Source organism: Armatimonadota bacterium (genome assembly GCA_020354555.1).
Classification (GTDB): domain Bacteria; phylum Armatimonadota; class Hebobacteria.
In genome coordinates this window covers 752,776-776,694 of record CP070648.1, presented here as the reverse complement: position 1 = coordinate 776,694, position 23,919 = coordinate 752,776, and the positions used below count along the sequence as shown (strand labels likewise).

The window sequence follows — 23,919 nt, the reverse complement described above, 5'->3', positions numbered from 1 at the left end:
CGCAGCGCCGCGATCATGGGGGCGTACGGGATACTCGGCGGCGCGGCGGGGTTCGCCGGGGCACAGGCGGTTCAGGCGGCGCTGCAGGCGCGGCGCGACGACATGCCGGACTGGTTCCGCCATTATGTTGACATCTGGAAGATCATGGAGACGGGGTTCGGGCTGATCGCGGGCGCGTATCTGAGCGCGGGGTTGATGATGACCGAGGCGGCGGGCAGACGGCTGCGCCCGCGCAAGGACATATCCGCGCTGGAGAGCACGATCGGGCGCGCGGCGGGATACTACGCGCTGGCGGAGCATCTTCAGGACCGGCCGTGGACGGAACGCGCGATGGATTCGATGGTGATCGGCAACGCGGCGATGGCCAATGCCTTCGCGTGCAACACATCGGCGTGGCTGGATGCGCTGCCGCTGGTTCACGCGTACACGACGAAGGACACCATCGAATACTGGCGCAATGAGGCGAAGTGGGAGGAGCCGATACCGATCCTGACGCGGTGGTCGGGCATCGCGGCGGCGGTGATGGCCGCGCTGTCGCCGCTGCTGGCGCGCGCGCAGGGCAGCGGGAGCAGGTGGCCGGCAGCGATCGGGATGCTGCTCGCGGCGTGGGGGCAGTCCATGCTGTCGCACGTGAAGATGCTGCTCGACCGGGAGATGTTCGAGGCCGGTGAGGAAGAGCCCAAGGCCTTGCCGGCGGCCGAGGTCGTCAAGCGGGTCGCTGAGGGCTCGAAGCAGCGCCGCCCCGGGCAGTTCGCGACCGAGACGGCGTTCACCGTGGTGGCGGTACTGCTGACGGGTCTGGCGGCGTGGGCGCTGAGCAAGCGGGGAGATTGAGGAGTCAACGGAAGGACCATGAGAACTGATCTAGCGAAACGCGACGAGCTGTCGCCGTGCCTGCGGCTGGCGATTCCCGGCGTGGCGATGTGGCTGGGCTGGGGCATCCGGGGGCAGATTGGGCATGAACGCGGGGCGATGATACCCGGCTCGCTGGCGGGCCTGTCGCTGGCGTTCACGTCCGCCGATCCGGAGGTGCACCGCCGAACGGGGCTGCTCGGCGCGGCGGGCGCGATGGGGACGTCATTTGGCGGCACCGAGACCTACGGCCAGACGCTCGGCCTGAGTCACGGACCGACGCGCGCGGAGACGTACTGGTGGGGATTGTTGGGCTGCGCGGTCAAGGGCGGGGCGTGGATCGGGCTGAGCGGGACATATCTCGGCATGGCGGCGAGCGACCGGGATTACGGCCCGCTGGAGATGATGTGGCTGACCGCGCAGAGCACCGCGCTGTGGCATCTCGGCGTGGAGATGGTCAATCGCCCGCACGAGCCGCCGGATAACCTGCCGCGCATCTACTTCTCCGGCCGCGCCGCGGACAAGCCGCGGCCGGAGGTATGGGCGGGGCAGTGGTTTGCACTACTCGGGCTGCTCGGCTACGCGCTGGTCAAGCGCGACACGCGGACGCTCATCATGGGCGCGTACGGTATCCTCGGCGGCGCCGCGGGATTCGCCGGCGGGCAGGCAGTGCAGGCCTGGGGCACCGGGAAGCAGTTGCGCGAGGGTGTCTTCAAGTACGTGGGCTGGTGGAAGGTGATGGAGACGACGTTCGGCCTCATCGCCGGGACGTATCTCGGCGCGGGGATGATGATCGCCGAGTCCGCGAGCGGTGCGCTGCCGCCGCGCAGGCGCTACCCGTTCGCGGAGAAAGCAATCGCCCGCGCCGCCGGACATTACGTGCTGTACGACCACCTGCGCGAACGGCCGTGGACGGGACACGGGATGGACTCGATGGTCGTGGGCGGGCTCGCCCTCGCCGATGCTTTTGCGTGCGACCTCGCCGCGTGGCTGGAGACGCTGCCGCTGGTGCACGGGTACACCGCGAAGGACACGGTGGAGCACTGGCGCACGATTGAGATGAATGACGTGATCCCGGATTACACACGGGGAGTGCTCAAAGGGATCGGCGCGATGGCGGCGCTGGCGGCAATGCTGGCCTTGCTCCAGCGCGACGGAACGCGCCGGGCGTCGGCGATCGGGCTCCTCGCGGACGCGTGGGGTCAGACCATCATGTCGCACGTCAAGATGCTGCTGACTCACGACGTGCTTGGGCTGGACGAGCCGCGCCAGCCCGCGCTGCCGGCGGGGGAGCGCGCGAAAGACCTGGTGGCGCGGATGGCGACGCGACAGACGGGGCAGTTCGTGGTCGAGGCCGCGTTCACGGTGGCGGCGGTGGTGCTCACCGGCCTGGTGGCATGGGCGCTGAGCAAGCGGGGGGACTGAGCAGGCGTCAGCGCGGCGGCTCGCCCCGCTCCAGGTGGATTTCGGTTTCGCCGGCGGCGAGGCGGTCGAGGATTTCCTCGATGATCGGGACGTGCCAGAAGTAGCCCGCGGCGGCAACCTGATACTCGACGATGACGCAGCCCTGGCGGAGTACCGTGCGGCCGCGGAAGGATTTGTGGCGCGTCCGGACGCCGCGCACGCGAACGGGCATGCCGAGCGCCTTCTCAGCGCGCCGGCGCTTCGGCTCCAAGGCTGGCGGGAGGTCGTCGGGCGTGACCTGCAGCGGGCGTTTCATGGTGCCCTTTGCCGGACAAGCGGCATCCAATACGATTCCACAGTACAGTCCGATCGCATGCGCCGGGACCGAGATTCCTTCGGCTCTGCTCAGGACAAGTCTTCGCTCGGCGCTTTGCGAGTGCTCGCGCCTCGCTCAGCATGACATGTGCATAATGGAGGGCGCCGCGATGTGACTCCGTGGCGCCCTGCCCTCTCTCATTGCGGCGGCCATCTATTCCACCCAGAAGGAGTAGAGGCGCGCGTTCTGGAGGTGGAAGCGGAGGCGAACGGGGCGGTCCTGGAGCACGCCGAGGTCCGCATTTCCGCGCCACGACACCGGCAGCCGCACACCGTCGGCCCTGATATCGTCGCAGTCCTCGCGCGCGCAGCCGGGCAGAGGCTCACCGTCCTCGCCGAGCACTTCCACCCGCAGATGCCCCCAATCGGACGCGCAGTTGACATATAGGCGCGAGCCTTGGAGGAGCACCGGCTTCGTGGTCATCGTCCCGCCGAACGGGTTCGCGTCGAGGGAGACGAAGCCGTCAACGCGCAGCGTTCCCAGGCCGATGCTGCACCGGCCTTCTCCGCCTTTGTACGGCGGGTGGTAGTAGGTGCGTCCGCCGTAATACATGTAGAGCCGGTCGCCGACGCGGATCGGCCTGCCGTTGGCGGGGGACTGGTTGGTGCGATCCCATGCGCCGTCCGGGCCGACGGGCAGGACCGATTCGCGCCCCGGCATGCGATGCCACTCCCGCCCGTCGCGGCTGTAGATCAGTTCGACCTCGAGGCGGCGGCGATACGGGTCCTGGTGGTGGTAGTACATCTGGAGCCAGCCCAGATACAGCCCCTCGTAGCTGAAGGCGGTGTTGTTGTAGACGTCGCAGGGCTGGTCGTCCTCGTCGTCGCTGGCGAAAATGAGGCGCGGTTCGCTCCAGGTCTCGAAGTCGTCGCTCTCCATGATGGCGCGCGAGCGGCCGCGGTCGGTCTGGATCTTGACGAAGCCGACGTAGCGCCCGTCGGCGCGGGAGTCGAGGAAGCCGACGGTATCGCCCGCCGGGGGGTGCGGCACGACGGGCCGGCGCGACTTGGTCCAGTGGATGCCGTCGGGCGAGGTCGCGGTCCACACGCCGCCGAGCTTCTCCGGCGGGTCGTTCTCGCCCCAGGTTCCCGGCGCGACCCGCTCCCACAACAGCGCCTTATAGAGGCGGGCCGGATCGGGGTCGTCGAGATCCTTGAAGCAGCCGTAGGTCTCCATGTCGCCCGACGCGCTGACCACGCAGATGTTGTTGTCGCGGCTGCCGTGGAACTCAAACAGGCCGAGGTCAGGCCGCTCCCAGTGCACCCCGTCGCGGGACGTCGCGTAGAGCATCGCCTCGCCGCCATCGTGGGGCGCCCAGTACCACATCTTGAAGAGCTGCTCTTGCTCGTCGAAGAGGGCGCTGCCGTAGGCAAGGGCATACGTTCCCCCGCCCTCCCAGGGCATCTCGGCGCGCAGGACCGGATTGTCGGGGTGCTTCTGCCACTGATGCACCGTGCGGCGCAGGCCGTCCATGCTCTCGATGACATAGTCGTCAACGAACAGTTGGCGTTCCCTGCCGATGCGGAGGGGATCGGCGCCGGCGGCCATCGCAAATAGCGCCGCGAGCGCGATGACAACGCTGAGCGGAATAGCTGATACCATGCGCCCTCCCTGCTCTGCTGGCCTGCGGGAATCTGGGGTGCGGGCCTGCCGTCCGTGTTCTTGGCGTGAACCCGCCGGATGTCCTGCCGCGTGGACGGCGGATTGCGCGGCGCAGAGGACGACCGCGTGCCGCGAGCGGGCGGAAGACAGGAGACGGAGCGAACGCGGCGAACAGAGCAAATACGCCTGGCTGTGCCGATCGCTGCCGTCGCTCCGAGTTGGCGGTCAGCGGTTTGTCAGCCTCGCCCAGGGAGGCAGGTATGCGGCGAACGATCAAGGCATTCATCACGAAGGGCGAAACACACTATGTGGCGGAATGCCTCGAGATCAGTGTCGTAACGCAGGGCAAGACGCTGGACGAGACCGTAGCGAATCTCGAAGAGGCAGTGGCGCTGTTCCTGCAAGGGGAAGATCCGGCGGATTTCGATCTCGCGCCCGATCCGTCCCTCCTCGTGACACTGGAAACGGAGCCGCTTGTCCATGCCAGGTAGGCTGCGTCGCCTTTCCGGACGACAGGTTGTCGCGGCACTGGCGCGCTTCGGTTTCGCCATCCTCTCGCAGCGCGGTAGCCATGTGAAGTTGAGGAGGGTGGGGCCGGGCGGCGAGAGGGAGACGCTCGTGGTACCAGTACATCCCGAACTCGATCCAGGCACCTTGCGAGCCATCTTCAGGCAAGCCTCGCAGTATATCCCCGAGAACGAACTGCGGCCGCATTTCTACTCTGACTGATTGGCGTCTCGCCGCGGCCAATGCGAATCCCGCGCCGCTCAGTACGAAAGCCGGTCTTGCATTTCCGGGACGCGGCCGAGGACGCGCTCGACGCGCTGTTCCTCGGTGATGGGCTTGCCGGTGTCGAGGTCAATCGGCTCGATGGCGCCGTCAATGGCCTGGGTGGCGAGGCGGCCGGCGGCATCGGGGTTGCCGCAGAGATGCGGCGCGTCGAATATGCCGTCGCGGATTGCGCGCGCGAGAGTCGCCGGGCCTATGAGCGCGTCGGTTTCTCCATCGCCCAGCGCGCGAATGGCGGCAACGGTGACCTCGGCCTGCCGCAGCAAATGCTGCTTGCGGGCGTGCACCGCCGGGTCGGCCTTGAGGTTGGCCATGCCGGCCAGGCAGTTGCGCAGCACCCCGTCGGCGATGCGGCAGCTCTCGATGAGTTCCTCCGCCGTCACCGCGTGATCGCCCTCGCAGAAGCCGACGACGTGGATGATCCTCGGATCGAGGGCAAGCTGGACGACGGTGGACGACGCGAGCTGGCCCTTGGCGATATCCGGGTCGGTTGAGAAATGGAGCAGGCCGGCCCGCGTCTGGCGGATGCTGGCGAAGCCGTCGTCATGCAAGCTCTCGACCGCCTCGGCCTGGGCGAGCATCTTCGCCAGATCCATCGCGGCGTACATCGTCGCCGGGGTATTGAACATATACTGCGAGACGTAATGACGAACGCCCAGAGCCTTGGCGTTATACGCCGCCACGTAGGCCATGGCGACGGAGAGCGCGTCGTGCGCCTCGCGCAGGCTCCAGTGATGCGGCTCGTTCAACTCGACCGGGATGCCGCGCTCGGCGTACCAGCGGATGGCCTGCTGGTTCTCGGCGATGGATTGCTCCGGCGGGCGGTCGGCGCGGCGGTCGAGGGTGTTGTACCAACAGAGCGGGATGGCGGCCCAGGCGTTGTGGATGGTGTCGGTCGCCACTTCCGCCCATTTGACGAGGTCGCGGGTGCCGGAGTAGATGCGCAGCAGGGGATAGTTGCCGGTGCGGGTCGCTTCGTAGATCGCACGCAGGTCGTCGGGCGAGCGCAGCGGCACGCCGCCGGCCCCGGACAGCTCATCCTTCATTTCCTCGGGGCGGAAGAAATGCTCCTGGGCGTTCTGGTCGGGGCCGATGGAAAGCACGTCGAGGACGCGCGCTTCGGCGATCTGCCGCGCGCCGCGGACGGTTTCCTCGACGGTGGGACGGCCGTAGTGGTGGCGCAGCAAGGGGTATGGGGCCTTGCGCTCCAGGCGTTCGAGGAGCGTGGTTCCGTAATCCTCCGGCGTGCGCGCAAGGTGCTCGCCGCGCAGGTAGGCGATGACTTCCTCGGGACCCTCGGCGCCGGAGAACGCGGCTTCGAACAGCCCCGTCTCGTTCGCTACCTCGCACACCGGCGGCGTGCCGCCGACGACGTAGCGCTTGCGCTCCAGGCCTTCATCTCTTACCCGGCGCGCGAGGTCCGCGAACAGCTCGCGCGCGACCTCCGGCGTGAGACGATAGCTCGCGGCGACGATGTCGGGGTCGCGCTCGCGAATGGCGCGGATGAGGTCATCCACGCTCACGGCTGCGCCGAGGAATTCCGTGTCGTGGCCGAGGCGGCGGGCAAGGTTGAGAAACGACAGCACGCCGGCGACGTGAACGCAGTTGCCTATAGCAGCGCCGATGATCTTTGACATGGCAATGGGCCTTTTGCGGATGTTAGCCTGCGTTGTTCATACCCGTCGTCGTCGGCGGTATCGTCCGTGCGTGAGCCACAGTCACTGCTCGCGGATAATTCGTGACCGCCGACGCGGGCAGTCTGCGCGATACCTGCGTCCGTCATGAATAATCCGGGTCAGGCCTGCTCGGAGGTTCGCCGACTGCCGGGGATGTCCGGCAGCCCCTCGAGGATGAGTTGTCGGATTTCCTTGAGGCTGAGTCCGGCAAGGCCGAGACGTTCGGCGGTGCGCCCGTCCGCCCAGTAGTCGCGCTGGTTGAGCAGGCAGGCGAGGTGGATGATGGCGCGTATGGTCGGCGTTTCGACGCCGAGCATCTCGCCGAGAGAGGCGATCGGCACCAGGCTCATCGGGACATCCTCGTCGAGGTAACGGTGGTCGAGGTGATGGGGCGCCTTAATGCCGTAGTAGCCGGGGTTGGCGCGCATTGCCCGGTGCAGGGTATCACCGGCGGCGTCGTACGCCTGGTACAGCCACTGGCGGGCGGTGATGGCGTTGAATCCCATGGCGGCGGCGACCGCGACGCGCTCGGCGTCGAGGGATTCCAGGACGCGGGAGACCGACTCGCTGACGCCGTCAATGTAGTACTCGAATTCGCCGTGGGTGCTCTCGATGCGTGCCGAGTTGAGCACGGTGACGGCGGGATGGAACACCGCGCCGATATTGTCGAGGCTGGTCTTGATGACGTTGTCGCCGGGGACGAACTGGGGCAAGGCGTCGTGGAGCGCGGTGATCACCTCGGGGGTGCGATACGCGGGCAGAGCGGCGACGGGGATGCTGTTCTTGACGCGGAAGATCTGCACCTGGGCGGGGTTGACGGAGCGGCTGGCATAGATGAAGGTCTGCGCCTCGGCGACGATGACGTCGGCGGCGACGCCGTGCTCGTGCAGGACATGGGAGAACTCAAGGGCGCCGCCGGTGCGGCCGGGGTTGAGAACGACGACATGGCCGTCGCGCAGATGCGGCGCGCAGGCCTCGGCGACAAAGCGATGTCCGTTCGCCGGGACCGCGACCATGACAACGTCGGTGTCCTGGAGCGCTTCCGCGGGGTCGTTGGTGACGCAGTTGAGCTGCCCCACGCCGTGGGGCAGGATGTCCGGCTCGTGGCGGATGAGTTCGATACCGCCGAGCAGTTTGATCGGGGTGAGACGATCCTCGCTGCGGTTGTACAGGTTCGTGCGGTAGCCGCTGAGAGCGAGGTATGCCGCGAGCGCGGTGCCGCCGTGGCCCGCGCCGATCACGCAGAAACGCGGATGGTCGCGTGTATTCTCTGTCATTGGTCTCCTGTAGAGTCTCGGCTACCAGGGAAGCAGCCGGGGCTTCTGCGGAATGGGGTCCGTGAACATGACTCCCCGGCCTGCGAATCAGCCGGTGGTAGGCCAACCCCGTGAGCATCTCTGACGTCAGGTCAGTATGCTCTTCGCTTGCGGCGGATGGATATCCTGCCCGGATGGGTGACCAGCGCGTGGGCGGGCGTCGTACGGGCGGCTCTCGCGGCTGTCCCGATGACTGGGGAGGCCCGGGGCCTGCTTCTACCGGTGTTCCTTGACACCTCGCATGTGTGCGATTAGCGCCTGCATGTCGTCGGGCGGGTGCGTCTTCACCTCGATGCGTTCGCCGCTGCGCGGGTGGTCGAACGCGAGGTGGTATGCGTGCAAAGCCTGGCCGTGTAGGTCGCGGACGAGGCGCTGAGCCTTCGCGTCAAGCCCCGCCAATTCGGCCTTCTGGCGCTTGCCGCCGTACGTGGGGTCGCCGACGACCGGATGCCCGATGTAGGAGGCGTGGACGCGAATCTGGTGCGTGCGCCCGGTGTGCAGGCGCGCCTCGATGAGCGTCATCGGCCCGAGATGCTCGCGCACGCGCACCTCGGTGAGTGCCTCGCGCGCGCCGGGCTTGCCCGCGCGCTGCGGGTCGAGCACGGCCATCATGATCCGATGCTTCGGGTGGCGGCCGAAGAGCGTACGCACGGTGAAATGGTCCTTGTCAGGCCGCCCCCAGATGAGAGCGAGATAACGGCGCTCGGCGGTGCGCGCCTTGAGCTGCGCCGCGAGGGAGGCGTGGGCGAAGTCATTCTTCGCCGCCGCGATCAGGCCCGACGTATCCTTGTCCAGGCGGTGGACGATCCCCGGCCGCAGCTCGCCGCCGATGCCGGAGAGGTCGGTGCAGTGCGCGAGCAAGGCATTGACGAGCGTCCCCTCGCGGCGACCCGCGCCGGGATGGACGACCACGCCGGCGGGCTTGTTGACGACGACGACGTCGGAATCCTCGTAACGGATGTCGAGGGGGAACTCCTGGGGCTCGATGCCCACGGGCTGCGGCGGGGGGATGCTGACGGTTATCTGCTGGCCGGGGGTGACGATGAACCGCGGCTTCACGGCGACGCCGTCAACCACAATGTCACCCGCCCTGATGAGCCGCTGCGCCTGCGCGCGAGAGAGTTCCGGCGCGCGCGTCGCGACGACGACGTCGAGGCGCTGACCTGCCTCGGCCGGCTCAACCGTCAGCCGCATGACGGCGTGCTCCTAAAGCCTTGAGTCCGAGCCAGCCGGCGATCCCGAAGGCCATCAGGGCGATGCTCGCAAGCTGCGCCGCGGTGAAGGGGCCGCCGATCTCGGGCCCGGAGGTATAACCCTTGCGCCAGAACTCGACCGTGAAGCGAAGCACGCCGTAGAGGCCGATGTAAGCGATGAAGAGCTGGCCGTGGACTCGGGCCCGCCCCCTGAGCCAGAGCAGGATGGCGAAGGTGGCGAGACCGCCGAGGACGGCGTAGAGCTGGGCAGGATGGCTGGGCGGAGTCAGCTCGGCGGTGGTCGGGTCGCGGAACCGCGCCGCCCACGGTAGGTGCGTGGGGCCGCCGTAGCAGCAGCCGTTGAGGAAGCAGCCGATGCGGGCGACGGCGTAGCCGAGAGCCATCGAAGGCGCGCCGGTGTCGAATATAAGCGCAGGGCTCACGCGCACCGCGACGCCGTACAGGGCAACCAGGAGGATGCCTCCGACGAGCCCGCCGTGAAACGACAGTCCGCCGCGCCAGATGAAGGGCAGGTCGCGCCAGCCCAAGTAGGGGTCGAGGATGACATAGAGCACCCGCGACCCGATCAGGCCGCCGACCAGCGCCGCGAGGCCGGCGTCAATCATGCGCTCCGGCGGCAGCTCCCGCCGCCCGGCCTCTCGCAGCGCCCACGCGATGCCGACGACGAACGCGATGACGAGCATCACGCCGTAGGCGCGCACCGAGAGGGGGCCGAGATTGAAGAAAACGGGTCGCACGCGCTATGGCTCCTCGCGTCGGTCGGGCAGCAGCCACACCAGAATGATGAGGGCGACGCCGACGGTGATCGCGATGTCGGCGACATTGAACACCGGCCACACGCGCAGGTCTATGAAATCCACGACGTGGCCCAGGCGCAGGCGGTCAATCAGGTTGCCGGTGGCGCCGCCGAGCAGCAGGGCGACGGCAACTGTGAGCAGTGCCGAATGGGCAAGCGCGGCGCGCGCGTACAACAGAATGACGAGCGCGATCACGGCGGAGGCCGCGATCAGGTAGACGGCAGCTTGGGGCAGGATGCCGAAGGCGCCGCCCGGATTGCGCGCGAGGGTGAAATAAAGCCAGCGCCCCGCGATCGGATGAGGCTGGTTATCGGACAGCATGCCGAGGGCGGCCAGCTTGGACGCCTGATCCGCCGCGAGCGCGGCGACCGCCACCGCGACGAGGAGCGGCCAGCGCGCCCGGATCAAGTCGTCGTGGTTCCGTTGCTCGGGGACGCGCGGCAGCTGATCGTTGGCACTTTGGGGACGTTCGGGCCGCGTCAGATGTTCTCCCGTCTCCCCTGGCATTCGACGCAGAGAGTCGCGTAGGGGAGTGCTCGCAAGCGCTTGTGGCTGATCGGTGTGCCGCAGGTGTCGCACTTGCCGTACGTGCCACGCCGGATTTTCGCAAGCGCATTGCGCACGCGGGCGAGGGAATTCTGGATGCCCTCCACGACGGCCTGATCCTTTTCCTTCTGAAACGTCTCCGAGGCCATATCCGCCGGGTGGTCGTCGTAGCCGGACATCTCCATGACGACCTCCGCCTCGCTGCCGCGGCCCCTGTTGCCGGCGATATCGCGCAGCTCCTCGAGCAGGCGCTGCTCCTCGGCATCGAGCCGCTTGCGGAACCGCTCCAACTCGGCCGATCTCATCCCTCGCTTACTCCTTGATCACGTCGGCGCAGCGCGCGCAGAGACCGGGATGGTCGTCCCGCTCGCCAACGCTCGGACATACGAGCCAGCACCGCGCGCACTTGCTGCCGGCCGCTGGCGCGACCTCGATCGTCAGGCCGTCCACCACACTGCTCACGAAGGCGCCCGGCGGCGCCTCCCCGGCGTCTTTGACCGCAGCGTGCGACACGATGAGCACGCGCGCCAAGTCGTCGCCCAAGCCGCGCAGCAGGTCGGCCTCGTCGTCGCGCGCGTAGAGCGTGACCCCTGCGTGCAAGGGCTGATCCACCACGCCCGTCGTGCGCGCCTGCTCCAGCGCGCCATTCACCTCGTCGCGAATACGCAGGATTCGCTCCCACCGGCGCGCGAGATCCTCGTCGAGCCACCGCTCGTCGGGGGCGGGCCACGGCGCGAGCTGCACGCTCTCCTCGTGGTTGCCCGGCAAGTGTCGCCAGATTTCCTCGGCGGTATAGCTCAATATCGGCGCGAGCAACCGCGCCAGCCCGTGCGCCAGCCCGTACAGGGCGGTCTGCGCCGAGCGCCGCGCGCGCGAACCGGCAGCGGTAGTATATAGGCGATCCTTCAACATGTCCAGATAAAACGCCGACATATCCACGGCGCAGAACTCATTGACCCCGTGGTAAACGCGGTGGAACTCGAACTCCTCGTAGGCACGGGTCGCCTTGGCGGCAAGCTCCTGGAGCCGGTGCAGCGCCCAGCGATCGGATTGCAGCAGGTCCCCGGGCTCGAGTGCGTCGGCCGCGGGATCGAAATCGTACAGGTTGGCGAGCATGAAGCGAACCGTGTTGCGGATGCGCCGGTAGGCCTCGATGACCTGCTCGAAGATGGTCTCCGACATCGGCATGTCGTACTTGAAGTCAACGTAGGCGACCCACAGGCGCAGGATGTCCGCGCCGTAGCGGTCGGCGATCGCGTTGGGGTCCACGATGTTTTGCAGCGACTTGCTCATCTTGCGCCCGGTTTCATCGAGGAAGAAGCCGTGGGTCAGGACGCACTTGTACGGCGCGCGGCCACGGGCGATGATCGAGGTCCACAGGGACGCCTGGAACCATCCGCGGTGCTGGTCGCTGCCTTCGAGGTAGAGGTCGGCGGGTGAGCGCAGGTTGCCGCGCGTTTCCAGCACCGCGGCGTGAGTGGAGCCGGCGTCGAACCAGACGTCGAGGATATCGGTCTCTTTGCGGAAGTCGGCGCGGCCGCACGAGGCGCAGCACGTGTCGGCGGGCAGGAAATCCGCGGCCTGCAACTGGAACCAGGCGTCGCTGCCGCGCTCGGCGATGACCGCGCGCACGGCGTCCACCACCTCCGGCGTAAGCAGCACGGCGCCGCACCCCAGGCAATAGAATGCGGGTAGGGGGATGCCCCACGCGCGCTGACGCGAGATGCACCAGTCCGGGCGCTCGGCGACCATGCCCGTGATGCGATCCCTGCCCCACGGCGGCACCCACGTGGCGCCGTCAATCGCCTCGAGCGCCTGACGCGTAAACTTGTCCACCGCGACGAACCACTGCTCGGTAGCGCGGAAGATGATCGGTTGATGGCAGCGCCAGCAGTGCGGGTAGGAGTGCTCGAAATCCTCGCTCGCCAGCAGCACCCCCCGCTCGCGCATCTCGGCGAGGATGGCCGGGTCGGCTTGATCGTAGCGCATGCCCGCGAACTTGCCGCCTTCGTCCGTGAACACGCCGCGGTTGTCGAGCGGGCTGAGCACGGGCAGGTCGTATGCGCGGCCGGTCTCGAAGTCCTCCTGGCCGTGGCCCGGGGCGGTGTGCACCAGGCCGGTGCCCTGTTCCAGGGTGACGTAGTCGGCGAGCACGAGCACCGACTCGCGCTCGACGAACGGATGCTGCGCGCGCATCGCTTCGAGCTTGTCGCCGGGGCGGGTCTCGATGACCTCATAATCCGCACGCCCGATGGCCTGCATCACCGGCGCGACGAGGTCGTTCGCGACGACGAGCAGCTCGTCATTGGCCCGCACCAGCGCGTACTCGAACGCCGGATGCACCGCGATGGCGAGGTTGGCGGGCAGGGTCCACGGCGTCGTCGTCCAGATCACGAAGAACGCAGGCAGATCGGGCGGCGCCGAGGGGAAGCGCTCGCGCAGGTCGCCGACGACCGGGAACTTGACGTAGATCGAGGGCGAGGTGGCGGGCGCGTATTCGATCTCGGCCTCGGCGAGGGCGGTTTCGCAGGTGGCGCACCAGTACACGGGCTTGAGGCCGCGATAGACGGCGTCGTGCGCGACGAGATCGCGGAATATGCCGAGCACGGCGGCCTCGAACGCGGGGTCAACCGTGAGATAGGGATGCTCCCATTCGCCGCGCACGCCGAGGCGCTTGAACTGGCGCCGCTGCACCTCCATGAAGTGGAGGGCGGTTTCGTGCGCGCGGCGGCGCAGCTCCATCGGGTCGATCTCGCGGCGGTCAAGATCGAACGTGCGCAGGGCGCGCATCTCCGTCGGCAGGCCGTGCATATCCCATCCCGGCACGTAGGGCGCGTCGAAGCCCTGCATTGACTTGAACTTGACCACGATGTCCTTGAGGATCTTGTTGAGCGCTTGGCCGAGATGGATGTCGCCGCTGGTATAGGGCGGGCCGTCGTGGAGGATGTACTGCTCGCGGCCGGCGGTTTGCTGCTGAATCCGCGCGTAGATGTCGAGGTCCTCCCAGAAGCACAGGGTTTCCGGCTCGCGCTGCGGCAGGTTGGCCTTCATCGGGAAATCGGTATGCGGCAGATTCAGAGTCTGCCGGTAGTCGTTTGCAGTTTCGCGTTTCATGGGTTCCCGTTCTTGCTCCAGCCGCGGGACGGTCCGTGGGCGCCCAGTCGAATAACACGCGCACGCGCGGTCTGGAGACCGCGCGCCCGAACCCGCGTTAATCCGCATTCACACGCAGAGCCATCGCCTGTGGAGTGTACAGGCCTGCAGGCTACCCGGCGTCACCTCCCAGTTGGGTCCGCGCCACGGTCTCGGCCAGGGCCTCTTGCCACGGGCGGATATCGTCGCGGCCCTGGAGTTCGAGGCTCAAGTGACGCAGAACCGCATAGGCCGGGCGCCGGGTCGGGCTCGGCCAATCCTTCCACGATATCGGCTCCACCTGGGCCGGGCTGCCGGCGTAGCGCAGCGCCTCGGCGGCGAACTCGGCCCACGAGCAGGAGCCAGCGTTGGTTATATGATACGTCCCGTAGAGATGCGAATCAACTATGTGGCGCGCGATGGCGTCGGCCAAATCGCGCGCGTAGGTCGGGGAGCCAATCTGATCCGCCACCACGCGCAGCACGGGCGCGCCGCCTGACGCCACCGCAGCGGCGGCCAGCTCTTGCGCCTTGCGCAGGATGGAGAGCACGAAATTGTGCCCGTGCTCGGCGAAGAGCCAGGCGGTGCGCACGATGAAGTGGCGCTGGACCAGTTCCCTGACGTGCCTCTCGCCGGCCAGCTTGCTGGCGCCGTACGCGCCGAGCGGCCGCGGCGCGTCGTATTCGCTGTACGGTTCGCCCTTGTCGCCGTCGAAGACGAAGTCGGTACTGATGTATATCATGTTCGCGCCCGCCGCGCTGCACGCGGAGGCGGTATTCCACGTTCCGAGGGCGTTGACGCGGAACGCCCGATCGGGCTCGCGCTCGCAGCCGTCAACGTCGGTATAGGCGGCGCAGTGGCACACGAGGTCCGGCCGCGCGGCGGCGATCGCCGCTTCGGCGGCGGCGTGATCGGTGATGTCGAAATCGCCGATATCAACGCCGACGACGTCATGTTTGGGCGCAAGCCTCGCGACGACGGCTCTGCCGAGCATGCCCTCGGCGCCGGTGACCATTACGCGCATCGCTTCACCTGTAGAGCCCGAGCAGGCTCTTGAATCGGATGCCCATCATATCGCGCGCCATACGCAGCGAATCGCGGATCGGATCCACCTTGCTGCGCGGGGCGTTGATCCACGTCACGGGCACTTCCTTGACCCGCAGCCCGCGCTTGATGGCGACGTACAGTATCTCGACGTCGAAGGCGAAACCCATGATCGTCTGGCGGCCGAACAGATCGGCGGCCACTTCGCCGCGGAAGAGCTTGAACCCACACTGCGTGTCCTTGAACCCGCGCAGCGCGACGGCGCGCACCATCAGGTTGAACACGCGCCCCATCGTCTCGCGGTACCACGGCTGGCGCACGCGGAGGTCCGACTGCGGCAGCCCGCGCGAGCCGATGGCTATATCATACCCCTCGCGCTCGACCGCGTCGAGGAGTTTCTCCGATTCCTCGATGGGCGTGGACAGGTCCGCGTCGGAAAACAGCACGCGCTGGCCTTTCGCGGCGAACATGCCGGCCTGCACCGCCGCGCCCTTGCCGGGGTCGGCGGCGCGGTGGAGCAGGCGCAGCCGCGCCTCCTGCTGCTGGAATCGAGACACGACTTCGGCGGTGCCGTCGCTGCTGACGTCATCCACAACGACGACCTCCCAGGAGTACTCTCGGCCGGACAGGTATTCGAGAACGCGTTCGAGCGTGGCGCCGATGCGCTCCTCTTCGTCGTGCGCCGGGATGACGAGCGAGAGATAGACCGGCGGCGCGATTGGATGTGCTGGAGTCAATCTCGTTCCTGTGGACGGCGCAAGGAGTTGCGGGCCTTCTGAAAGCGCCCGCGGCTCTTCCGGAATAGGGTTATTGAGGGCGCTCTGCCCGGCCTGGAGCATTCTGATGACACGAGGGCCCCGTTAGGTGAGAATCACCTGGCTGTAGTCGCCGAGCACGAATTGGTGCCATCCCGGGCGGCGGTCGGCGGCATGGACGGCGACGTTTTTGCCGATGAGGCTGTCGCGGATGCGGCCGGGAATGTGGCGGATGGCGCTCTCCTCGAGGACGATGCTGTTGGCAAGTTCGCTGCCCTCGATCTCGACGTCGAAATGGATGGAGACGTACGGGCCGAGCAAGGAATCGGCGACGCGGGCGTTGCGCCCGATGATGGCCGGGCCTTGGATGATACTGTTGGTAATTGCGGCGCCGTCCTCGATGACGACGCTGCCGAGCAGCTGGCTGCGATCGTCCACCTCGCCCTGTTTGCTCTCCTCGAGGGTGTCGAGGACGATGCGGTTGGCCTCGAGCAGGTCGCTTAAGGTGCCGGTGTCTTTCCACCACCCCTTGACCTGATGCGAGCGCACGACGAGGCCGCCATCTATCAGAGACTGGATGGCATGGGTGATCTCCAGCTCGCCGCGGCGCGAGGGCTTGAGGTCGTCGATGGCGTCGAAGACATGGTGGTCGAAGAGGTACACGCCGACCAAGGCGAGATCGCTCGGCGGATGCTCCGGTTTCTCCTCGAGGCGGGTGACGTGCTCGCCCTCGAGGACCGCGACGCCGAAGTCGCGGGGATTGGGCACGCGGCAGAGCAGGATCATGGCGTTGGGCGCGGCGTGCTCGAACTCGCGCGTGAAATCGGCGATGCCCGAGGGCAGGAAATTGTCGCCGAGAAAGACGACGAACGGGTCGCGGCCGACGAAATCGCGGGTGAGGCCGACGGCGTGCGCGATGCCGCGCGGGGCGTCTTGGGGGACGTACGTGACCTTGAGCCCCCAGCGCTCGCCGCCGCCGACCGCCTCCATGATCTCGGGGCCGGTGTCAATGCTGCCGGGATAGTCGGGGTGGCGGCAGCCGACGATGATGGCGACCTCCGTGATGCCGGCGACGGCCAGGGATTCGAGGCAGTAGTAGATGATCGGCTTGTTGGCGAGCGGGATGAGGTGCTTGGTCATGGTGTGGGTCAGGGGCCGCAGCCTGGTTGCCCTGCCGCCGGCGAGAACTACTCCCTTCAAGGTAACGCCCTCCGTGGTGTCGTGGTCAACTATTCTCCGTGGTGCGCGGCGGCATCCCCGTCGTCGGTCAGGCACGCGGCGCGGCGCCGCCATGCGGAGTTCGGACCGCCGACCGCGAGACTATTGCCCGGTCAGTCGCCGCCACGCCTCGGCCTCGCCCAGGCCGTGGACGCGGACGACCTTGCGCCGCGATTTCTCACCCGATACGATCTGAAGTGACGAGCGGGAGGTGCCGAGATGCTTTGCGAGTTGCGCCAGCATGGCGCGGTTGGCCTTGCCCTCGACCGCCGGGGCGGTGACCGACACGATGACTTCGCGCGAGGCGGAATCCGCCTGCACCCCGTCCGCGCTCGCCCGCGCGCGCACGCGCACGCGAAGGGTCACCGGCCCTCCCGAACTCTCCGTTTTCCTTGCCACTTCAGGTTTCTTCCCTCTGCGCGCGCATGATTCATACGCGCGGGCGGAGCGCATCTCCCGGGGTTTCTCCGCAACGAAGTCCCCGGGTACGATTCCACGGTTCGAGGGCCCTCCGCCGATACGGAACTCCATTAGACTAACACAAATGTCGCGGGAGCGGTACCCGGGTTGAGCGGCTCGCGGCCGATTATCGCCGGTCAGGCGAACGCGAAGATCGCGATTGCGGTGCCGAGGTTGAAGAAGGCGTGAGCGATCATCGCGGGGAGGAGCGATCCGGTGCGCTCGTAGATGACGCAGAAAGCGACGCCGAGGGCCATCACGGGCACGAAGCTCGCCCAGTTGAGATGCACCGCCGCGAACAGCGCCGAGCTGAGGAGCGCGGCCAGCGGCAGCGACCATCGCTTGCGCATGCCGCCGTAGAGGCCGCCGCGGAACACGGTCTCCTCGGCCACGGGCGCGACGACGCAGAGCAGAATCAGAAACAGTCCGCGTACGCCCCAGCTCTTGGTCTCAATCATGAGTGCGATGAGCGGATTCGCCGGCGGCGGGGGCAGCGTGCGCATGGCGAGGATTGCAGCGGCGAAGACGACGGGCACCACGGCGGCATAGGTCGCAAGGCCGAGCGCTGCGCTCCGGCCGAGGCCTAGCGGCCGCCAGCCCGCTGTGCTCAGGCCGCTGCCGGCCGGCGCAACTGACCGCGCGAACCAGACCAACGCGAGAAGCGATGCGAGCGCGTACGAGGCCAGGATGCCCGCCGCGAAGCCGCCGCTACCCGCCATGGCCCCAAGTGCGCCGAATTGCTGGAGCATCAACATGAGCACCAACCATGCGCCGACGAGCTGCAGTCCCTCCCAGATTCCCCACCGCCGCTGCGGCAGCCCTGCGTACGGGCCGAAACCCAAGGCGAACAGCCCCCGCGCTAGGATGATGACGCCTCCCAGTGTCAGAGCGAGGGCGAGCAGCAGCAGCACTTCGACGCGCAATGCCGCCGCGGTACCGGCGTTATACATCTCGCGCCTGAGGTCGGCGGCGCGGGCGGTTCGGTCCAGCTTCTCATTGAGCTGGGTCTCGATGAGGAGCGCGGCGGGCACGTGGCTGACGATCCAGTCGAACTCCCTGGTGCGCAGCCATTCGGGGGCGGGGCGTTGGTTGGCGTAGAGGCGCGCGAGCATCGAGAGCACGTCGCGGTCGCCGGTAGCCAGCGAGCGCTGGATGACGCGCAGCGCTCGAAAGTCCTCGCCCACGTGGCTGTAGAGGGCGGCTGCGGAGGCGGCCGCTGCGGTTTGGTCATCCGGATCGGCGAAGCCCGCCGCGGCCTTGTCGAAGTAGGCTGCCGCGCCGGCGAAGCCAGTGCGTGCGGATTTGCGCGCGAAGTCCCCCGCCAGCGTGGCGGGCGCGCCCCGCCGATGGATGCCTGAGAGGTAGTACGACAGTCGCATGACGACCTCGCCCTCGAACATGTCCATGCGGGCCTGAGCGTCGCGCAGCACCCAATTGCCGCGGAGCGTGATCGCGAATTCGAGGGTGAGGCCGGTGGCTGCGAGCGCCAACAGGACGAGCGCCGCTGCGATACGGCCCCGCGAGGTGCGATGCGGGGCCGCCGTGGGTTCCTCCATTGGCGTGTCGTCGTGCTGCATTGCCAATCCGCCGCGTTGGGCTGCGGGCCGGAGATGCCCGTGCTACTTGTAGGCTGTAGGTAGGGCGCCCCGCGGGGCTGCTGCGAATCAGTCCGGCGCGGGCTCGGGTGCCGCGTTCCCGGCGCGCGAGAGCAAATGCATGTAGGTCTCCAGCAGCGCGCGGAACTCAGCCTCGAAGCGCTCGCGCTCGCGGCGCAGCTCCTCCGCTTCGCGGGCGATGTCTTCCTTCTCGCGCCGTGCGGCGGCGATCATCTCTCTCGCCTGCTGCTCCGCCTCGCGCACCACCAGGCTCGCGTTTTCCTGGGCGCGACTGCGCGCCTCGTCCGCAGTCTTCTCCGCCAGCACCAGGGCGTTCTTGATGGTCTCCTCGGCATCGCGATACTGGCGCAGCGCGCGCTCCGCCTGCTCCAGTTCCTGCTTGAGGCGGTCGCTTTCCTGCAGCGCCTTGCCGTAGGCGTCGGCCACCTGGCCCAGGAAGTCGTCAACCTCGGCCTGGGCATACCCCTTGAGCCCCTGGCGGAACTTCCGGTTCACTATATCTATGGGCATGATGTCGTTCGTCATCACGGTGCTCCCACTATGATTGAGATTACGAGTCGCTCCGCGACCCACAACACGAGCAGCAGAATCAGGGGGGAGAAGTCTATCCCGCCCGGGCCGACGCGAAGAACGGCGCGAAACGGGCGCAACATGGGTTCGGTCGTGTCGTGGACGAAGTGGACCAGCGGGTGATGCGGCGCGACGCGGATCCAGGACATGATGACGCGCGCGAAGACGAGAAGCTGGAGCACCCAGAAGATGAGGTGGATAATGCCGACGAGCGACGCGGCGCCGAACCAAGGGCTCATGGGTCATCGCCTCCCAGTTCCCGGGCGCGACGCCACGCGGCAACCACCGCCTCGATCGCCGCGGCGCGGAAGGCGCGCGCTTCCAGGGCCGCCATCCCCGCTGCAGTCGTGCCTGCCGGGGACATCACCATGTCCTTGAGCTGCTCCGGATGGCCCTCGCCGGCGAGAACCATGCGCGCAGCGCCGAGCACGGTCTGCGCCGCCAACTCGACCGCCGTGGCTCGCGGCAGCCCGGCTGCGACGCCGCCGTCAGCCAGCGCCTGAAGGAAGGCGAATGCATATGCGGGCCCGCTGCCGGACAGGCCGGTAGCCGCGTCAAGCAACTTCTCGGGCAGCTCGACTACCTTGCCGGCGGCGGCGAGCACCTGCTTGGCGGCGGCGATGCCCTCCGACGACGCGGGGCTGTCGAGCGCGACGACGGACATGCCCTCGCCGACGACGCACGGCGTATTGGGCATGGCGCGCACGACTCCCGCGCGGCAGTCCGGCGGCAGGCTGGCGCGCAGCGCCCGCGTCGTGACGCCGGCGGCGATGGACAGCACGGTCTGCTGCGCGGTCAGCGACGGCCCGATTTCCTGCAGCGCGGTGGGGACATCGGGCGGCTTGACGGCGATGACGATGACGTCCGCGCCGTCGGCGACCTCGGCAGCGGAGGCGCACGCGGTGACGCCCATTTCCTGAGCGGCCCGCAGGCGGTCCGGCGCCGCATCGAAGGCGCGGATCGAAGCGGGTGACGCCCCTGCGGAAATGAGGCCGCGCACCAGCGCCGTGCCCATACGGCCGACGCCGATGACGCCAATTGTGCGTTGTTCGGACATGAGAACGCCTCACGCCTCGCTGACCGGGCGCGGCTCGACGTGGCCGCTGCCGTCGCGCCGGGTGCGACGGAGGAGCCGGCGATCCGACCTGTCAGCAGTTCGCGACCGGAACGGAATCAGTGGGATGCGGCGGCCTACGGCTCCGCCCAGAGTTCCGTGTCGGCGGTCGAGCGGTCTTCGGCCTCGGCGGTAATGAGCATGCTGGTCGGGGCAAGGATGTAAATCCCGTCGCCGGCCTGCTCCAGATGCCCGTCAATCGCATAGACGACGCCGCCCAGGAAATCGAGGACGCGGCGGGCTTTGTGCTCCTCAAGGACTTTGAGGTTGACCACGACCGGCCTGCGCGCCTTCAGGCAATCGGCGCAGACCTGCGCGTCGTCAAGCGACTTGGGCCAGCGGACGAAGATCTCGTCCTGACGGGGGTGAAGAAGCAGACGTGGTTTGGAGCCGACATCAGGATTGGCCGGCACGACGGCTTCATTGCCGTCGTCCTCCGCGAACAACCAGCTCTTGACCCGTTCCAGAACCCCTGACATGCGAGCCTCCCTGTGGTGTGATTTGTGCTGCTAATGTTGCTTCGAGCCGTCAGCGTAACGGCCGGAGACGGGTTCGCGTTTATTGATTGCGTGGCATGAGCGGAGGGCCGCTGACGCCAGACGCTTTTTCCGACGAAATCCTTTAGGTGCGCACCGCAGCGCACGAGCCATTTCGATGATACAGGAACCTCGATCGTCAGCACTACTCAGGGCGCGCGCCGAAAATCGCGGTCCCGACCCGCACCACATTTGACCCTTCCTCGATCGCGACCTCGAAGTCCTGGCTCATGCCCATCGAGAGCCAGCGCTCCGGGGCGCCGGGCGCCGCCGCGAAGATGCGCTGCGACAGCTCGCGCAGGAGCGCAAAGCATGGACGCGCGTCGTCCGGCGTCGCGCCCAGCCGGCCCATGGTCATCAGCCCCTTCAGCTCCAGCGCATCGAGGCTGGCGACCGCCTCGGCCACGCGCGACGCCTCGTCCGGCGCCGCGCCGAACTTCGTCGCCTCGCCGCTGGTGTTGACCTCGACCAGCACCGGCAGCGTGCGGCCGGCGGCACGGGCGCGCTTGTCGAGTGCCGCCGCCAGGCGCTCGCTGTCCACGATCTGGACGATGTCGAACAGGGCGACCGCTTGCTTCGCCTTGTTCGTCTGCAGGTGCCCGACGAAGTGCCAGCGCACGCCGCGCCCGACGCGCTCGATCTTGCGCTGCGCCTCCTGGACGTAGTTCTCGCCGAAATCGGCGATCCCTGCCTGCGCGGCGAGCGCGATGCGCTCGGCTTCCACCGTTTTGCTTGCGGCGACGAGAATGATGTCCTCGGCGCGGCGTCCGGCGCGTGCTGCAGCGGCGGCAATACGCTCGCGCACACGCGCGACGTTGCCTGCGATATCAAGGATCGGTCCCGAAAGCGCGCACATTATACCACACACCCCTGCGCGCAGCAAACGCTTTTTTAGCTGCTTCGCGCGCATTACTCATGCGCGCACGCGCGGCGCATCCGATCAACGCGCCTCACGTATAGTATGAATCGCCGGCTTGGTTTCTGCGCGGTTGCAGGCGCGCGCGTCGCACTGGGATTTCGCCGGAGATGCGCGATGCCCTCCTCGCGGCAGAGAATTCTGCGGCGCGTTTTGCTATAATGACAACCAGCCCACGGCGCAGTCGCACCGATCGCCGTGGCCGGTCACGATGCCCTCGGAGCGAATGAGCGATCGGCGTCGCGGCCGGATTGCGTTGACACGAGCACACGAATGCCAGAGCTTCCCGAAGCAGAGACGATACGACGCCAACTGACGCCGCAAGTCGTAGGGCGACGCGTCGAGTCGGTGTGGGTCGGCAAGCGCGACATACTCGGCCGCCGCCGGCAAGCCGCGCGGCGGTTTGGCGAGCTTGCGGCAAGCAGGCGCATCACCGGCATCGCGCGGCGCGGCAAGGCGCTGCTGCTGGCGCTGGACGGCGCGGACACGCTGGTGGTGCGCCTGGGCATGAGCGGGCGGCTGATCGTGGTGCGCGCCGACGAGCCTGCGGCGCCGCACACTCACGTCATTCTCGGCCTCAGCGGCGGGCGGGACTTGCGCTACGTTGATCCGCGCCGCTTCGGCGAGGTCTGGGTCGCCCGCGGCACGGACGCGGCGAACATCCGAGGCCTGAGCGAACTGGGGCCGGAGCCGTTCGATCGCGGGCTGCGCGACCATTTCCGCGCGTGCCTGCCGCGCCGGTCTGGGGGCATCAAGCAGGTGCTCATGGATCAGGGCTTCGTCGCCGGCCTCGGCAACATCTACGCCGACGAGACGCTGTTCCGCGTCGGGCTGCATCCCGCGCAGCCGGCAAACACGCTGACGGACGATGAGATCGCGCGCCTGTGCCGAGCGATCGGAGGGGTGCTGCGTCACGCGATTCGCTGCTGCGGCACCTCGGCGAACGATGCCGCATACGTGGACGCCAACGGCCGGCGCGGGTCGTTCCAGCGATGCCTCGCCGTGTATCAGCGCGCGGGCGAGCCGTGCCGGCGCTGCGGCACCCCGATCAGGCGCATCGTGCTCCACGGGCGCTCGGCTCATTTCTGCCCGACGTGCCAGAAGCTGCGCAGGCGCAAGGCGCGCCGGCGATGAAAGGGACGGCGGACGACGGCGGCATAGCTGCTCGACGGCCGCGGAGCAGCGCGTGCGAGGCGAGGTCATGATCTACATCGGTACTTCGGGATTCAAATTCGCGGATTGGAAGGGCAGCTTCTATCCGGAGGGCCTGTCGGACCGGGACTGGCTCACGTACTACGGCGAGCGGTTCGACTGCGTGGAGGTCAACTCGACGTACTACCGCCTGGTGCATCCGCGCACGTTCTTCCACATGGCGAACAAGGTTCCGGCGGGCTTCCAGTTCACGGTGAAGGCGTACGGCGGGCTGACGCACGAGCCGAGCGAGTCGCGCGACGCGGATTTCGAGTCGTTCATCGGTTCGCTGCAGCCCTTGATCGAGGCCGACAAGTTCGGCTGCGTGCTGGCGCAGTTTCCGCATCGCTTTCACAACACGCAGGAGAACCGCGCGTATCTCGCCGAGTTCGGGGAGCGGTTCACGGGGCTGCCGTTGGTGGTGGAGTTTCGCAGCCGCGAGTGGGCGGAGCAGCCGGTGTTCGATTTCCTGCGCGAGCACGGGGTGGGCTACTGCGCGGTGGACGAGCCGCAGTTCAAGAGCCTGATGCCGCCGGTCGCGGTGGCGACGTCGCCGGTCGGCTATGTGCGGTTCCACGGTCGCAACTACGAGAAGTGGTGGAAGGGCGACAACAAGACGCGCTACGACTACCTCTACAGCGAGGATGAGCTGCGCGAGTGGGTGCCGAAGATCGATCAGCTCCAGCAAGAGACGGAGAAGGTCTACGTGTTCATGAACAACTGCTTCGGCGGCAAGGCGGCGACCAATGCCGCGCAGATGAAGGAGCTGCTGCAGCAGGAGTTGCCGGCATAGAGA

Annotated in this window: 25 protein-coding genes; 6 read left to right on the top strand and 19 right to left on the bottom strand. The window is 67.7% G+C overall.

Annotation, left to right across the window (positions count from 1 at the left end):
• On the top strand, nt 1-834 hold an 834-nt coding region (locus JSV65_03180), incomplete at its 5' end, for a hypothetical protein (protein UCH35368.1).
• A gap of 18 nt (nt 835-852) precedes the next feature.
• The gene (locus tag JSV65_03175; GenBank protein ID UCH35367.1) at nt 853-2,277 is read left to right on the top strand and encodes a hypothetical protein; all 1,425 of its coding nucleotides are present in this window, start codon (nt 853-855) and stop codon (nt 2,275-2,277) included.
• A gap of 7 nt (nt 2,278-2,284) precedes the next feature.
• Here the strand turns inward: JSV65_03175 and JSV65_03170 are convergent, their stop codons facing one another.
• A complete protein-coding gene (locus JSV65_03170) occupies nt 2,285-2,572 on the bottom strand; it encodes a hypothetical protein (GenBank protein UCH35366.1) in 288 nt (95 codons plus the stop codon).
• Nucleotides 2,573-2,785: 213 nt separating this feature from the next.
• Complete coding sequence (locus tag JSV65_03165; protein UCH35365.1) at nt 2,786-4,234, bottom strand: hypothetical protein; 1,449 nt, start codon at nt 4,232-4,234, stop codon at nt 2,786-2,788.
• 260 nt (nt 4,235-4,494) lie between these two features.
• Between JSV65_03165 and JSV65_03160 the strand changes: the two genes are divergently transcribed.
• Together JSV65_03160 and JSV65_03155 are read left to right on the top strand one after the other, a co-directional pair.
• The gene (locus JSV65_03160) at nt 4,495-4,725 is read left to right on the top strand and encodes a type II toxin-antitoxin system HicB family antitoxin (GenBank protein ID UCH35364.1); all 231 of its coding nucleotides are present in this window, start codon (nt 4,495-4,497) and stop codon (nt 4,723-4,725) included.
• The gene (locus tag JSV65_03155; protein ID UCH35363.1) at nt 4,715-4,963 is read left to right on the top strand and encodes a type II toxin-antitoxin system HicA family toxin; all 249 of its coding nucleotides are present in this window, start codon (nt 4,715-4,717) and stop codon (nt 4,961-4,963) included. Before JSV65_03160 ends, JSV65_03155 begins: the two co-directional genes overlap by 11 nt.
• A 38-nt stretch (nt 4,964-5,001) precedes the next feature.
• Here JSV65_03155 and JSV65_03150 read toward each other — a convergent pair whose 3' ends face one another.
• From JSV65_03150 to JSV65_03070, 17 genes are all read right to left on the bottom strand, one after another.
• Complete coding sequence (locus JSV65_03150; protein ID UCH35362.1) at nt 5,002-6,660, bottom strand: cobalamin B12-binding domain-containing protein; 1,659 nt, start codon at nt 6,658-6,660, stop codon at nt 5,002-5,004.
• 158 nt (nt 6,661-6,818) lie between these two features.
• Nucleotides 6,819-7,976 carry an NAD/NADP octopine/nopaline dehydrogenase family protein gene (locus JSV65_03145; protein ID UCH35361.1) on the bottom strand — a complete coding sequence of 386 codons (1,158 nt, stop codon included), beginning with the start codon at nt 7,974-7,976 and terminating at the stop codon, nt 6,819-6,821.
• A 255-nt stretch (nt 7,977-8,231) separates the two neighbouring features.
• Entirely contained in the window at nt 8,232-9,209 is a 978-nt protein-coding gene (locus JSV65_03140) for an RluA family pseudouridine synthase (protein UCH35360.1), read from the bottom strand.
• Complete coding sequence (lgt, locus tag JSV65_03135) at nt 9,193-9,966, bottom strand: prolipoprotein diacylglyceryl transferase (protein ID UCH35359.1); 774 nt, start codon at nt 9,964-9,966, stop codon at nt 9,193-9,195. The genes JSV65_03140 and lgt overlap by 17 nt, the downstream gene beginning before the upstream one ends.
• A 3-nt stretch (nt 9,967-9,969) precedes the next feature.
• Complete coding sequence (gene lspA, locus JSV65_03130) at nt 9,970-10,401, bottom strand: signal peptidase II (protein UCH35358.1); 432 nt, start codon at nt 10,399-10,401, stop codon at nt 9,970-9,972.
• Between the two features lie 104 nt (nt 10,402-10,505).
• Nucleotides 10,506-10,877 carry a TraR/DksA C4-type zinc finger protein gene (locus JSV65_03125; GenBank protein UCH35357.1) on the bottom strand — a complete coding sequence of 124 codons (372 nt, stop codon included), beginning with the start codon at nt 10,875-10,877 and terminating at the stop codon, nt 10,506-10,508.
• Nucleotides 10,878-10,884: 7 nt separating this feature from the next.
• Nucleotides 10,885-13,686, bottom strand: coding sequence for an isoleucine--tRNA ligase (gene ileS / locus JSV65_03120; protein UCH35356.1), 2,802 nt, complete (start codon nt 13,684-13,686; stop codon nt 10,885-10,887).
• 151 nt (nt 13,687-13,837) lie between these two features.
• Nucleotides 13,838-14,728, bottom strand: coding sequence for a dTDP-4-dehydrorhamnose reductase (gene rfbD, locus JSV65_03115; GenBank protein UCH35355.1), 891 nt, complete (start codon nt 14,726-14,728; stop codon nt 13,838-13,840).
• A gap of 4 nt (nt 14,729-14,732) precedes the next feature.
• On the bottom strand, nt 14,733-15,587 hold the full coding sequence (locus JSV65_03110) for a glycosyltransferase family 2 protein (GenBank protein UCH35354.1): 855 nt from the start codon (nt 15,585-15,587) through the stop codon (nt 14,733-14,735).
• A gap of 21 nt (nt 15,588-15,608) precedes the next feature.
• On the bottom strand, nt 15,609-16,703 hold the full coding sequence (locus JSV65_03105) for a glucose-1-phosphate thymidylyltransferase (protein UCH35353.1): 1,095 nt from the start codon (nt 16,701-16,703) through the stop codon (nt 15,609-15,611).
• 120 nt (nt 16,704-16,823) lie between these two features.
• On the bottom strand, nt 16,824-17,120 hold the full coding sequence (locus JSV65_03100; protein UCH35352.1) for a DUF167 domain-containing protein: 297 nt from the start codon (nt 17,118-17,120) through the stop codon (nt 16,824-16,826).
• 197 nt (nt 17,121-17,317) lie between these two features.
• On the bottom strand, nt 17,318-18,736 hold the full coding sequence (locus tag JSV65_03095; GenBank protein ID UCH35351.1) for a CPBP family intramembrane metalloprotease: 1,419 nt from the start codon (nt 18,734-18,736) through the stop codon (nt 17,318-17,320).
• A gap of 108 nt (nt 18,737-18,844) precedes the next feature.
• Entirely contained in the window at nt 18,845-19,321 is a 477-nt protein-coding gene (locus JSV65_03090; protein ID UCH35350.1) for a DivIVA domain-containing protein, read from the bottom strand.
• Nucleotides 19,321-19,605 carry a YggT family protein gene (locus JSV65_03085; protein ID UCH35349.1) on the bottom strand — a complete coding sequence of 95 codons (285 nt, stop codon included), beginning with the start codon at nt 19,603-19,605 and terminating at the stop codon, nt 19,321-19,323. The genes JSV65_03090 and JSV65_03085 overlap by 1 nt, the downstream gene beginning before the upstream one ends.
• The gene (proC, locus tag JSV65_03080) at nt 19,602-20,423 is read right to left on the bottom strand and encodes a pyrroline-5-carboxylate reductase (protein ID UCH35348.1); all 822 of its coding nucleotides are present in this window, start codon (nt 20,421-20,423) and stop codon (nt 19,602-19,604) included. Before proC ends, JSV65_03085 begins: the two co-directional genes overlap by 4 nt.
• Nucleotides 20,424-20,557: 134 nt before the next feature.
• On the bottom strand, nt 20,558-20,959 hold the full coding sequence (locus JSV65_03075; protein UCH35347.1) for a cell division protein SepF: 402 nt from the start codon (nt 20,957-20,959) through the stop codon (nt 20,558-20,560).
• Between the two features lie 202 nt (nt 20,960-21,161).
• On the bottom strand, nt 21,162-21,872 hold the full coding sequence (locus tag JSV65_03070; protein ID UCH36685.1) for a YggS family pyridoxal phosphate-dependent enzyme: 711 nt from the start codon (nt 21,870-21,872) through the stop codon (nt 21,162-21,164).
• A 333-nt stretch (nt 21,873-22,205) separates the two neighbouring features.
• Here JSV65_03070 and mutM point away from each other — a divergent pair, with 333 nt between their 5' ends.
• Together mutM and JSV65_03060 are read left to right on the top strand one after the other, a co-directional pair.
• Complete coding sequence (gene mutM / locus JSV65_03065) at nt 22,206-23,066, top strand: bifunctional DNA-formamidopyrimidine glycosylase/DNA-(apurinic or apyrimidinic site) lyase (protein ID UCH35346.1); 861 nt, start codon at nt 22,206-22,208, stop codon at nt 23,064-23,066.
• A gap of 67 nt (nt 23,067-23,133) precedes the next feature.
• Nucleotides 23,134-23,916: a DUF72 domain-containing protein gene (locus JSV65_03060; protein ID UCH35345.1), complete on the top strand. Its 783-nt coding sequence runs from the start codon at nt 23,134-23,136 to the stop codon at nt 23,914-23,916.
• Nucleotides 23,917-23,919: the final 3 nt, after the last annotated feature.

Coding starts and splice junctions, on each gene's coding strand:
- JSV65_03175 (UCH35367.1), top strand. CDS start 853: ATGAGAACTGATCTAGCGAAACGCGACGAGCTGTCGCCGTGCCTGCGG.
- JSV65_03170 (UCH35366.1), bottom strand. CDS start 2,572: ATGAAACGCCCGCTGCAGGTCACGCCCGACGACCTCCCGCCAGCCTTG.
- JSV65_03165 (UCH35365.1), bottom strand. CDS start 4,234: ATGGTATCAGCTATTCCGCTCAGCGTTGTCATCGCGCTCGCGGCGCTA.
- JSV65_03160 (UCH35364.1), top strand. CDS start 4,495: ATGCGGCGAACGATCAAGGCATTCATCACGAAGGGCGAAACACACTAT.
- JSV65_03155 (UCH35363.1), top strand. CDS start 4,715: ATGCCAGGTAGGCTGCGTCGCCTTTCCGGACGACAGGTTGTCGCGGCA.
- JSV65_03150 (UCH35362.1), bottom strand. CDS start 6,660: ATGTCAAAGATCATCGGCGCTGCTATAGGCAACTGCGTTCACGTCGCC.
- JSV65_03145 (UCH35361.1), bottom strand. CDS start 7,976: ATGACAGAGAATACACGCGACCATCCGCGTTTCTGCGTGATCGGCGCG.
- JSV65_03140 (UCH35360.1), bottom strand. CDS start 9,209: ATGCGGCTGACGGTTGAGCCGGCCGAGGCAGGTCAGCGCCTCGACGTC.
- JSV65_03125 (UCH35357.1), bottom strand. CDS start 10,877: ATGAGATCGGCCGAGTTGGAGCGGTTCCGCAAGCGGCTCGATGCCGAG.
- ileS (UCH35356.1), bottom strand. CDS start 13,686: ATGAAACGCGAAACTGCAAACGACTACCGGCAGACTCTGAATCTGCCG.
- rfbD (UCH35355.1), bottom strand. CDS start 14,728: ATGCGCGTAATGGTCACCGGCGCCGAGGGCATGCTCGGCAGAGCCGTC.
- JSV65_03110 (UCH35354.1), bottom strand. CDS start 15,587: ATGCTCCAGGCCGGGCAGAGCGCCCTCAATAACCCTATTCCGGAAGAG.
- JSV65_03095 (UCH35351.1), bottom strand. CDS start 18,736: ATGGAGGAACCCACGGCGGCCCCGCATCGCACCTCGCGGGGCCGTATC.
- JSV65_03090 (UCH35350.1), bottom strand. CDS start 19,321: ATGACGAACGACATCATGCCCATAGATATAGTGAACCGGAAGTTCCGC.
- JSV65_03085 (UCH35349.1), bottom strand. CDS start 19,605: ATGAGCCCTTGGTTCGGCGCCGCGTCGCTCGTCGGCATTATCCACCTC.
- proC (UCH35348.1), bottom strand. CDS start 20,423: ATGTCCGAACAACGCACAATTGGCGTCATCGGCGTCGGCCGTATGGGC.
- JSV65_03075 (UCH35347.1), bottom strand. CDS start 20,959: ATGTCAGGGGTTCTGGAACGGGTCAAGAGCTGGTTGTTCGCGGAGGAC.
- JSV65_03070 (UCH36685.1), bottom strand. CDS start 21,872: ATGTGCGCGCTTTCGGGACCGATCCTTGATATCGCAGGCAACGTCGCG.
- mutM (UCH35346.1), top strand. CDS start 22,206: ATGCCAGAGCTTCCCGAAGCAGAGACGATACGACGCCAACTGACGCCG.
- JSV65_03060 (UCH35345.1), top strand. CDS start 23,134: ATGATCTACATCGGTACTTCGGGATTCAAATTCGCGGATTGGAAGGGC.